At 72.1% G+C, this 10,387-nt stretch carries 7 protein-coding genes and 7 pseudogenes; 4 read left to right on the top strand and 10 right to left on the bottom strand.

The features are described 5' to 3' along the window. A pseudogene (locus tag FF86_RS31860) lies at positions 1-147 on the top strand (IS4 family transposase); the annotation flags it as partial. Positions 148-416: 269 nt separating this feature from the next. On the opposite strand, the pseudogene FF86_RS46830 reads toward FF86_RS31860, so the two are convergent. Together FF86_RS46830 and FF86_RS46825 are read right to left on the bottom strand one after the other, a co-directional pair. After that, a pseudogene (locus tag FF86_RS46830) lies at positions 417-578 on the bottom strand (TetR/AcrR family transcriptional regulator); the annotation flags it as partial. 1 nt (position 579) lies between these two features. Beyond that, the coding region (locus tag FF86_RS46825; RefSeq protein WP_242418630.1) for a TetR/AcrR family transcriptional regulator C-terminal domain-containing protein at positions 580-998 on the bottom strand (419 nt) is incomplete at its 3' end. A gap of 412 nt (positions 999-1,410) precedes the next feature. Between FF86_RS46825 and FF86_RS12170 the strand changes: the two are divergent. Together FF86_RS12170 and FF86_RS12165 are read left to right on the top strand one after the other, a co-directional pair. Next, positions 1,411-2,414, top strand: a pseudogene (locus FF86_RS12170) (ATP-binding cassette domain-containing protein); the annotation flags it as partial. 86 nt (positions 2,415-2,500) lie between these two features. Then, positions 2,501-3,226, top strand: coding sequence for an ABC transporter permease (locus FF86_RS12165; RefSeq protein ID WP_044884649.1), 726 nt, complete (start codon positions 2,501-2,503; stop codon positions 3,224-3,226). Between the two features lie 37 nt (positions 3,227-3,263). Here FF86_RS12165 and FF86_RS12160 read toward each other — a convergent pair whose 3' ends face one another. The 7 genes and pseudogenes from FF86_RS12160 to FF86_RS65890 all read right to left on the bottom strand — a co-directional run. Beyond that, a complete protein-coding gene (locus tag FF86_RS12160; protein WP_044884555.1) occupies positions 3,264-4,199 on the bottom strand; it encodes a TAXI family TRAP transporter solute-binding subunit in 936 nt (311 codons plus the stop codon). Next, positions 4,196-4,903 (bottom strand): sensor histidine kinase KdpD, encoded by a 708-nt coding sequence (locus FF86_RS46820; protein ID WP_242418628.1) that lies wholly within the window; start codon positions 4,901-4,903, stop codon positions 4,196-4,198. Before FF86_RS46820 ends, FF86_RS12160 begins: the two co-directional genes overlap by 4 nt. Positions 4,904-5,029: 126 nt before the next feature. Beyond that, positions 5,030-5,116: pseudogene (locus tag FF86_RS62215) on the bottom strand (hypothetical protein); the annotation flags it as partial. 47 nt (positions 5,117-5,163) lie between these two features. Further along, positions 5,164-5,770, bottom strand: a pseudogene (locus tag FF86_RS46810) (two-component sensor histidine kinase); the annotation flags it as partial. A gap of 1 nt (position 5,771) precedes the next feature. Continuing rightward, complete coding sequence (locus FF86_RS12150; protein ID WP_011602538.1) at positions 5,772-6,434, bottom strand: response regulator transcription factor; 663 nt, start codon at positions 6,432-6,434, stop codon at positions 5,772-5,774. Positions 6,435-6,757: 323 nt separating this feature from the next. Then, a pseudogene (locus tag FF86_RS65895) lies at positions 6,758-7,003 on the bottom strand (hypothetical protein); the annotation flags it as partial. Between the two features lies 1 nt (position 7,004). Then, positions 7,005-7,747, bottom strand: a 743-nt coding sequence (locus FF86_RS65890) for a terpene synthase family protein (RefSeq protein WP_396229839.1), incomplete at its 3' end; no start/stop codon positions are given. Positions 7,748-8,329: 582 nt separating this feature from the next. Between FF86_RS65890 and FF86_RS34735 the strand changes: the two genes are divergently transcribed. Continuing rightward, positions 8,330-8,518, top strand: coding sequence for a hypothetical protein (locus FF86_RS34735; protein ID WP_199865711.1), 189 nt, complete (start codon positions 8,330-8,332; stop codon positions 8,516-8,518). 115 nt (positions 8,519-8,633) lie between these two features. Here the strand turns inward: FF86_RS34735 and FF86_RS12135 are convergent. Then, positions 8,634-9,774, bottom strand: a pseudogene (locus FF86_RS12135) (RCC1 domain-containing protein); the annotation flags it as partial. Positions 9,775-10,387 lie beyond the last annotated feature (613 nt).

The following is a 10,387-nucleotide window of genomic DNA, read 5'->3' as shown; positions in this document are numbered from 1 at the left end:
ATCCACGACACCGCGCTGGTCGAAGGGATCGACCCCGACCGGCTCTCCTTCACCCACACCGTCAAAGTCGTCCGCCGCCAAGTCGTGCGCCGGGCGCTTTTCCCCCCTCCGCCGGACGGCCCGGATCCTGGCCGCGGTGACCGCTGAGATCGCCGAACACGTCCTACCGAAACGGCTCCGCTCCCACCCCCGCGTCGTCCGACGCACCAAACGCACCCCGTTCCCCGCCAAGAAGCCGATCGACAAGCACCTCGCAGGACCGCCNNCCACCGTGGTCACAGTCCTGATCCGAACCTAAAGTTCCTGGTATTGCGCCCCGGGAAGGTAGCTCGCCTGGCGGAGGCGAGATCAGCAGTAGTCCGAGGGCGCGGGTGGTGNGGTCGTCCACATCGCCGAGAACGCATCTGCCGCGGCTTTCAGGTGGCGGCGAGGCGGTCGACGAGCACGGCGATGCCGTCGAGCAGGCGGGCGAGCCCGAAGTCGAACTCGCCGTCCATGTCGTCGTCATCGTCGAGCGAGCCGGAATCGATCGCGCGCTGCAACGAGGGGAACAGCGCCGGATCGATGAGCCGCGAGAGNAGCGCGCCGTAGCCCGGCATCATCTTCTCCCCGCCGGACGCCACCGTGAGGTCGGCGGACAGCGTCGCCTCGTTGCGGACGAAACCGCTCAGCAGTAGCACCGAGGACAGTTTCTGCTGCTCGGTCAGGGGGGTGTGCGCCAGGCAGCGCAGGCCGTCGTCCATCCAGGCGACCATGTTCGGGCCGAGCGGCGGGGTGCTGATCGGGACGCGCAGGGCCCAGGGATGACGGTGGTACGCCGCCCGCGCGCCCTGGGCCCAGCGACTGAGGCCCGCCCGCCAGCCGTCGTCGGGCTCGCGCGGGCCGGGCGGGCTGCCCATCGCGGCGTCCACCATCAGCAGCAGCAGCTCGTCCTTGGCGGCGACGTACCGGTAGAGCGACATGGTCGCGGCGCCGAGCTCGGCGGCGACCCGGCTCATCGACAGCGCGCCGATGCCGTCGGCCTGCGCGACGTCGACCGCGGCGGACACGATGCGCTCCAGGCTGAGCCCGCGGCGGGGACCCCGGCTCGGCCGCTCCCGGATCCCCCAGAGCATCTCGACGGCCGGCGGAAGAGCGAAGACGCCGGGCGCTTCCGGCCTGCCGCCCACGGCGGAGGCCGCGGGCACGACACCCGAGGCCGCGGGCACGACACCCGAGTCCGCAGGCACGCTGGCCGGGCCGCCGCCCGGTCCGGGGCTCCTGGCCATCGTCNCCTCCGCGCCGCGTCAGGGATCCGACAGCCGCCCTTCGCCGCACCGCCGTTGACGCCATCCTAGATCTGCGTACCATCTACGCTATTGAACGTACGCCATACGCAGTTCACCTTCGCGACGAGGAGCAGCCCTCACGATGTCCACTGACCTGGCGATCGAGGCTGTCGGGCTGGCCAAGTCCTACGGCTCGACCTCCGTGCTCGACCACGTCGACCTGCGGGTGTCCTGCGGCGGCGTGTTCGCGCTGCTCGGCCCGAACGGCGCGGGCAAGACCACCGCCGTGCGGATCCTGGCCACCCTGACGCGCGCCGACGCCGGGCGCGTCCGGGTCGCCGGCCACGACGTCGACACCCAGCGCCGCGAGGTCCGCCGGCGGATCAGCCTGACCGGCCAGTACGCGGCCCTCGACGAGGCGCAGACCGGCGAGCAGAACCTGCGGATGATGGGCCGGCTGCTGCACCTGCCGCCCCGCCTGGTCCGCCGGCGCGCCGCGGAGCTGCTGGAACGGTTCGACCTGACCGCCGCCGGCCGGCGCCGGGTCGAGACCTACTCCGGCGGGATGCGCCGCCGGCTGGACCTCGCGGCGAGCCTCGTCGGCGAGCCGGAGATCATTTTTCTGGACGAGCCGACGACCGGCCTGGACCCGCGCAGTCGGGCCGCGATGTGGGAGATCGTCAGCGAGCTCGCCGTCGCCGGCGTCACCGTCTTCCTCACCACGCAGTACCTGGACGAGGCCGACCGGCTGGCCGACCGCATCGCGATCGTCGACGGCGGGCGGGTGGTCGCCGAGGGATCCGCGGCGCAGCTCAAGGAGCAGGTCGGCGGGCACCGCCTCGACGTGGAGCTGACGGCGGCCGCCGGGCCCGAGGCGTTCGCGGCCGTCGTGCGCCAACTCGGCCCGCGCGCCGTCACCGCCGATCCGGCTCGGCGCACCTTCGGCATCACCACCGACGGCACGGCGGCCCACGTACGCGCCCTGCTCGACGAGATCGACGCCGGCCGCGATCGCGTCGCCCGTTTCGACGTGCACGGCACCACCCTGGACGACGCCTTCCTCACCCTCACCGCCCGGCCGGCACGCGCCGAGACCCGCCCGTCGCCCACCGAGATCCGCCCGACCGCCCTCCAGAGGGGGAGCGCNCATGTCTGAGCTGGCCCTGCCCAAAGCGGCCGTCCGCCCCGCGCCCCGGCCGGCGTTCGTCGACGCCGCCGGCGACGCGGCGACGATGATCGGCCGCAGCCTGCGGTTGACCGTGCGCAGCGTCGACGGCATGATCACCGCGCTCGCACTCCCGATCATGCTGATGCTGATGTTCGTCTACCTGTTCGGCGGGGCGCTGCAGACCGGCATCGACTACGTGGACTACGTCGTGCCCGGCGTGCTGCTGGTCTGCGCCGGCTTCGGGGCGGCGACCACCGCCGTCACCGTGTCCAGCGACCTGACCACCGGCGTCATCGACCGGTTCCGGTCGATGGACGTCTCCGGCGCCGCACTGATCTCCGGGCACGTGGTGGCGAGCGTGGTGCGCAACCTCGTCTCCACCGCGCTGGTGGTCGCCGTGGCCCTCGCCATCGGCTTCCGCCCGTCCGCCGGTGTCGGCGACTGGCTGGTGGCCGTGGGCGTGCTGGCGCTGTTCGTGCTGGCGCTGTCCTGGCTGTCGGCGACGGTCGGGATCCTCGCCGGTTCACCGGAGGCGGCGAACGGGTTCACCTTCCTCGTCAGCTTCCTGGCCTACCCGAGCAGCGCGTTCGTCCCGGTCGACACGATGCCGTCCTGGCTGCGGGGCTTCGCCCGTGACCAACCCGTGAACACCGTGGTGGAGACGACCCGCGCCGCGCTCACCGGCAGGCCGGTCGGCTCCGTCGCCTGGCACGCGGTGCTGTGGAGCCTGGGCATCATCGCGGTCTCGGTCGTGGCCTCGAGCGTCCTGTTCAACCGCCGGACCCGCTGACGAGCGAGGCGGCGGCCTCCTGGGACGGGTGGCCGGGCTATCCCCGCAGCGCCCGGTAGGTCTCGGCGGCGGCCGGGTGCAGCGGCAGCGGCTCGGTGTTGATGAGGTTGCCGACGTCGAGGTACTGGGTGCCCCGGGCCTGCTTCGGCACGAGCTGCCCGGCGTGCTCGACCAGCACCCGGACGGTGTTGCGGACCACCTGATCGGGGCAGTGCGACCCGGCGACCAGCAGGTTCGGAACGCCGACCGTATGCACGGCGCCCGCCGCCCGGTAGGTGCCGGCCGGCAGGGCGACCTCGTTGTAGTAGCGGCCGTAGCGGCGGCGCAGTTCGGGGACGTAGGCGCCGAGCTCCAGCAGCCGGATGCCCCACTCCCGGTCCGCCTGCGCCAGGACCTCCGTCGGGACCCCGCCCGACCACAGCATGGCGTCGATCATGTCCTCGCGCAGCGCGCCCACGGCGTCCTTGAGCGACAGGTGGCGTGCCTGGCCGAGCATCACCCCCGCCGTGGCGAACAGGCGCTCGCCGAACAGCGCGGCGCCGGAGCCGTTGGCGCCCAGCGACACGGCCCGGCCGGCCAGGTCCGCCACGGCGCGCACCGGACTGTCGGCGCGCACGACGAGCTGCATGTAGTTCTCGTAGACCCGGCCGAGCGCGTAGAGCTGCACCGGGCGGCCGAAGGCGGGCAGACCCTTCTGCGCGGCGTCGAGGGCATCGGCGAGGGCGAGCCCGAGGTCCGCCGTGCCGGCCGAGACGCTACGGATGTTCTGCACGCTGCCGAGCGTCGGAACCACCTGGGCGTGCAGCAACGGTCGGAGCAGGTTCGCGAACTCGATGTAGAAGCCGTCGGGCTCCCCGGCCGCGATCGAGACCGTGGGGTCGTCCGACGAGCAACCGCCGGCACTGGCGACGGTGACGGCCGTGGCCCCGACCGCCAGGGTGCCGAGCAGCACCGCGCGGCGAGAGACGGTCACGAGGCGGCTCCGGGCGTCGTGGCACTCGCCGGGTCGTCGCGCCGTCGGGCCCGGCGGCGCTGGGACCTGGGCAGCCAGATCGTCGGCATCGTGTCGGTCCCGCCCGACCGCGACAGGCCGGGCAACCCCGAGCCACGCCCGCCGTTCGCCGGCGTGCCCGTGGGCGCGGAGTCGACCGGCGGGGACGTGGGCCGTTCTCCGACGGGCAGTTCGGCGGCGACGGACAGCCCGTGCGGCGTCACCGTCTCCAGGATCAGCCGCCCGCCGTTGTTGGTCACCAGCCGCTCGGCGATCGCCAGGCCGAGCCCGGAGCCGGACAGGTCGTGGTTGCCGCGGTGGAACCGTTCGGTCAGGCGCGGCAGCTCGCCGGGTGGCACGCCGACGCCGTCGTCGGCCACGGTCACCCGGCCCCGCCCCGTCGGCCAGCGAGCGGTCACCGTCACGGTCACCGTGCTGCCCGGGGCGTACTTGATGGCGTTGTCGATCAGCACGTCGACGATCTGCTCCAGGTCCGTATCGGCGCACAGCAGCGGGATGGGTTCCGCCGGGACGTGATCGACCAGCGTCACGTCCCGGGCGACGGCGGCGGGCAGCCAGAAGTCGATCCGCTCGAGCACCGTCGCGCTCGCGTCGCAGGCCGCCGGGGTCGCGGGATGGGCGGCGAGCTCGGTGGCGGCCGCGTCGGCGACGGCGAGCGCGCGCATGCCATCGAGCAGGACCTGCAGCCGCCCGGCCTGGGCGACCATCGAGGCGTAGGTGTCGCGCGCCTCGTCCGGCAACGAGCCGGCCAGCATGTCCATCCGCAGCCGCATCGCCATCAGGGGGTTGCNCAACTGGTGGGAGGTGTCGTCGATGAGCGCCCGCTGACGGCGCGCCGAGTCGGCGACCGCGTCCGACATCCGGTTGAACGAGGCGAGNAGTGTGCGTACCTCCGACGGCCCCTGCNGCGGCGACACGTGCGCCNCCACCACCCCCTTGCCGACCGCCCGCAGGCCGTGCTCGAGCTGGGTGATGGGCCGCAGCACCCAGCGGACGATCAGCAGGATCACCGTCGCGAACACCGCGGCGACGGCGAGCACGCCGAGCAGGACGTGCCCCCATACCCGCCCGACGTCCGCCGCGGCACGGCCCCGGCTCGACACCAGCACCACCGCGCCGCTCACCTCGACGCCGTTGCCCACCGGGCGGGCGAACAGCACCCGCCCGGACGACCAGGGCCGGATATCGGGCAGGCTGGCCTGGCGCTGGTTGCGCAGCGCCGCGTCGATCGCCTGCGCGACCTGCCCGCCGCCGCCGAGATCACCGAGGTCGCCGCGCGAGACGATCGGCCGGCCCGCCGCGTCGACGACGGCCACGGCGTCGCCATAGAGGTCGGCATGCGCATCGATCTCCGGTTCGAGCTGGTCGGAGCCGGTGAGCGCGAGCTCGGCGAACCGGTTGATGTCGGCGGTGCGCCGGCTGACGAACCGGTCGGAGCGTTCCGCCGAGGTGGTGTAGAGCAGCGGGACGGCGAACGCGGCGAGCGCGCCGAGACCGGCCACGATGAGGACGATCAGCAGCCGTCGGCGCATCTCAGTCGCCCAGCCGGTAGCCGAAGCCGCGGATGTTGTGCAGCGGGCTCGGCCGGCCAAGCTTCTTGCGCAGCTTCGACAGGTGCACGTCGAACGTCCGCGACACCGCCACGTAGGCGTCGCCCCACACCTCGTCGAGCAACTGCTCGCGGCTGACGGCCGCGCCCGCCTTGCGGGCGAGCACGGCCAGGATCTCGAACTCGATCCGCGTCAGCACGACCTCCTCGCCGGCGACCGTCACCAGATGGGTGTCGAGGTCGATGGCGATGTCGTTCACCTGCACCCGCCCGACCGGGGTGGCACCGCCGCGCTCGGTGCGGCGCAGGATGGCCTCCATCCGGGCTAGCAGCTCGTCCATCCGCACCGGCTTGATCAGATAATCGTCGGCGCCGAGGCGCAGGCCCCGCACGATGTCGCGCTCGTGGGTGCCCATCGCGGTCAGGACGAGGACCGGGGTCGCGGCGAGCCGGCGCAGGCGACGCAGCACCTCCAGCCCGCTGATGTCCGGCAGCCCGAGGTCAAGGAGCAGCAGGTCGGCGTTGCGATGACGGAGCAGGGCGTCCGCCCCCCGGGTCACCCACTCGACCGGGTGGCCGCGCGCATCCAGGACATCCTTGATCGCGCCGCCGACGCCGTGGTCGTCCTCGACCAGCAACACACGCATTGTCAGCCCCGATCTTCAAGCCCCGACTGGTGAGGTCTCCTCCATCAATACGTGGATCAGCAACGACACCAGCAGGCAGGCCCCCGCGTAGTAGCCCGAAAACGGCTTCGGGGCGGCACGTTCGGGCCAGTGCGACGCGTTCGGCCGCGATGCGGCCCCGGCGACACGTCGTTCGGCGATTCCTCGCCGCCGGCGCCGGACCCGCCCGGCCTCGGCCGCCCGGCATCGAGCGACGCCATCCCGACCGCCCTTCTGGATCACGGCGGCCGAGGGCGATCGGTTGCGCCCGCGGGGAGGTGTCGGCGGTAGCGGGGCGCAGACCGCTACCGGTGGCGGCCGGAGGTGAACATCCAGGCCAGGTGTGCTCCCGGCATGTCGCAGACGGTGCGGACGACCCGGTCCAGCCGGTCTGGATGCAGCCGGTCACAGTGCGCCGTCGGCGCCAGGCTCTGCGCGTCGACGAGGAAGGCGCGTTGGGCGTCGTCGAGAGCGCGCAGCCGTCGGGTGATGTACAGGTGGACCTGTTCGAGGGCGGTGCGTTCGTCGCAGCCCGTGGCGCGCTGGAGAACNATGACGTAGTTGGTGGTCTCCCCGAGGGCGGCTTCCCGCGGCAGGGATACCACGTCGTTGGTCCACGCGATGATGTCACTCGACGCGGCACACAGCTCGGTCCAGCTCTTCGTCGCCGCGAGGTCCGGGGGGATTTCCGTCCGGTAGGCGACTTCCACCAGGTCGTACATGAACATGGCGTTGTCGTTCCGGCGCAGCGTCGGGTATTCCTCGGGGGTCGCCACCGTGCCGTTCTGCCGGTGGGCGATCTGGGTGAGGAAGGCGTCGCGGTGGTCGTGGATGTGCTGACGGATGCGGCGACGCCACGGCGCGGACATTCCCCGGGCGGTGCGGGGCCACAGGTCGGCCAGGGCCGTCACCGACGCGGGGGCGCCGGCGGGCGCGGGCTGCCCTTCGGCCGTCGAGGTGATCGAGGTGATCGAGGCGTAGGTCTCGCGCACGATCGCGGCGTCGCGGCCCATGGGCCCTTCGTCCTGCTCGTCATCGAGGTGGAACAGCCACACCGCCCACTGGGCGAAGAGCTCGACGTCGGCCTGCTCGGCATCGGGCAGGATCCGGGCGGCCGCCAGGTGGAATCCGGCGGCGTCCAACCGGGCACGTGCGGCATCGTCGACGGCCAGCCCGAACCCGGCGGCCCAGGCCAGGAGATGTTCGCCGATGCGGTCGGCCGCGGGATGCACCCGTTGGGGAATGCTGATCCCGAAATCGGGTCTGGGCACGCCGGTGGGACAGAGCTGACTCATGCGGTGGCCTCGGTGCAGGGAGGGGGCGGAGTCCGCCCGGCTGACATGCCTACATAGCGAAGACGCTGGTGAGGTGGGGCGAGCCGAGTCGGACCGGGAACCAGCCCCTACGGAAACAGGGCAGGCCGACAGGGAACCGTCTGCCGGTCATTATGGCGCGACAGGATTGCCCGGCGGAGGCATTCAGCCGAACTTATCGAGCATCGCTGGCTGCCAATGCCGACCGAAATCCGGCTCCGGCTCCGACTTCGACTCCAGCTCCAGATCCGGCGTGGATTTCGTCACATCACCACTCGCCGCAAGCGCGATCAGGCAGGCGACCGGGATTCACCGTGGCCGACCGTCTCGCTCGCGGCCCGGGTGAGGCGGATGAACCCTTCGGCGCCCCGGACACTGCGTAGACAACCGTCTGCCATGTCCGCAACCAGGGCCTCGCCGTTGTTGCCCCAGGCGACGACCGGCACCTGGCAGACGAGCTTCTCCCCGTCACGCGTGCTGGCGGNCAGCCCGCCCACGATGTTCTTGTCACCGCCTTCGGAGCTGGGCCTGAAGAAGGCGGTGTAGCCGTGGGCGGGGATCATCGTGAGTCTCCCAGTGGGTCTTGGTCTCGGCGGGGCCAGGGGTGTGGAGCGGCGAGGGGTCACGGCTCGGCCGACCCCGCGGCGCACGTCCAGCGCAACGCCCGACGTGTGGGGACACCTTCCCGCGGGCGCGCACACCATGCGCACCGTGCCGGGCCGGCTCGCCGGGGTGATGCCGCGGCGCTGGTGACGCCGCGGTTGGGGGACGTGCCGCGGCCCCGGTCGACGAGGATGTCGGGCCGGGGCCGCGGGGATCGGGCGGGGTCAGGTTCCCCGCCCGTCATCGACCTGGCGGTCGGGCCCGGTCACCTGATCAAGGTGTTGACGAGCGTGTACCCGCTGAAGCCACCACCAGCGATGGCTTCCGCCCCGGCGACGCCGCTGACCTGGACGGGAAGCAGGCTGTAGGGGGGAGTGGTGCTGTGGCCCAGCTGCCCGAAGAAGTTGCTGCCCCACGCCCACACGGTGCCGTCCGCGCGCAGCGCGTACCCGCTGAAGCTGCCCGCGGAGATCGCGGTGACCCCGACGAGGCCGGTGCTGCCGCTGACCTGGACGGGTACCAGGGAGGTGTCGTCGGTGCCGTTGCCAAGCTGCCCGGTGTTGTTGAGGCCCCAGGCCCAGGCGGTGCCGTCCCCGCGCAGCGCGTACCCGCTGTTGCCCTCGCTGCTGGCGGCGATGGCGGTCACCTCCGAGAGGTTGCGGATCGCGACGGGTACCGTGCTGGACACGGTGGTGCCGTTGCCCAGCTGCCCTTCGTCGTTCGCGCCCCAGGCCCCGACGGTGCCGTCCTGGCGCAGCGCGTACCCGGTCTCCCGGCCGCCGGCGATTGCGGTCACCCCGCTGAGGCCACTGACCCGGACGGGTATCGGGCTGTTGGCGGTGGTGCCGTTGCCGAGCTGCCCCTCGTCGTTGTAGCCCCAGGACCAGACGGTGCCGTCCTGGCGCAGCGCATACCCGGTCAGGCCCCCGCTGGCGATGGCGATGACCCGGGACAGGCCGCGAACCCGGACGGGCACCCGGCTGTTGGTGGTCGTGCCGTTGCCAAGCTGCCCGTAGTTGTTGTAGCCCCAGGACCAGACGGTGCCATCCTGGCGCAGCGCATACCCGTTGGCGGCGCCGCCGGCGAGGGCGACGACCCGGGACAGGCCGCTGATCCGGACGGGCACCCTGCTGTTCGTGATGGTGCCGTTGCCAAGCTGCCCGTAGGCGTTATAGCCCCAGGACCAGGCGGTGCCGTCCCGGCGCACCGCGTACCCGGCGTACCTGCCCGCGGCGACGCCGACCACGTCGGTCAGGCCGCTGACCCGGACGGGTACCGCGCTGTTCGTGGTGGTGCCGTTGCCCAGCTGCCCGAGTCCGTTGTAACCCCAGGACCATTCGGTGCCAGGCCCCGCGACGGCTAGGTGCTGCCTGGAGGGCGTCCCCCATGCGGGGGCCGCGGTGGCCNCTGCCGGCAGGGCCACGATGCCGGCGGCGGCCAGCGCCACCGCCCCCATCCCCAGCCGTCCTCGACGAAACATGTCCGCTCCTCAGAACCATGGGTGCCGTCATCGACACCCGTTGGCCACGAAGAGTAATCACACGGAGCCACTACGCCGTTATCTGAGTGATATATTCGTTGCGCTGCGTGTTGCTCACACTCCTGGACATACGACCGCCGGGCGATGGGCCGTTGCTGCGCGGACGACGGGGGAGCCCGCGGCGATCGGGACCGGTCGAGCAGGGGAATCAACCGGCATGCCGACCACGACTATGATTTTTCATCGTCCTCGGTGGCATTGCGGTCTGTGATGGCCGGAAATTTACATGGCGCCAGCGCCACGTTTTCGCCGGGTGGCGGCTCTGCAGCGTCCTTTCGTCGACCGCGAACCGATACTGGCGGCTTTCGCCGAGGACATGACGCGCATCGGCGCGGGACCGCGCGTCTTCAATGCCACGGGTGTCGGCGGCATCGGCAAGTCGCGGCTGTTGCGCGAGTTGACCGACCGGGCCGCAAGCCAGGGCCNCACCGCCTCGATCGACCTTCAGGTCCACCCGTTGTGTCAGCAGGAGGATGCGC

This window comes from Frankia sp. CpI1-P, assembly GCF_001421075.1.
Lineage (GTDB): Bacteria > Actinomycetota > Actinomycetes > Frankiales > Frankiaceae > Frankia > Frankia torreyi.
The sequence above is the reverse complement of the archived record's forward strand: the minus strand, read 5'-3'. Positions and strand labels throughout refer to the sequence as shown.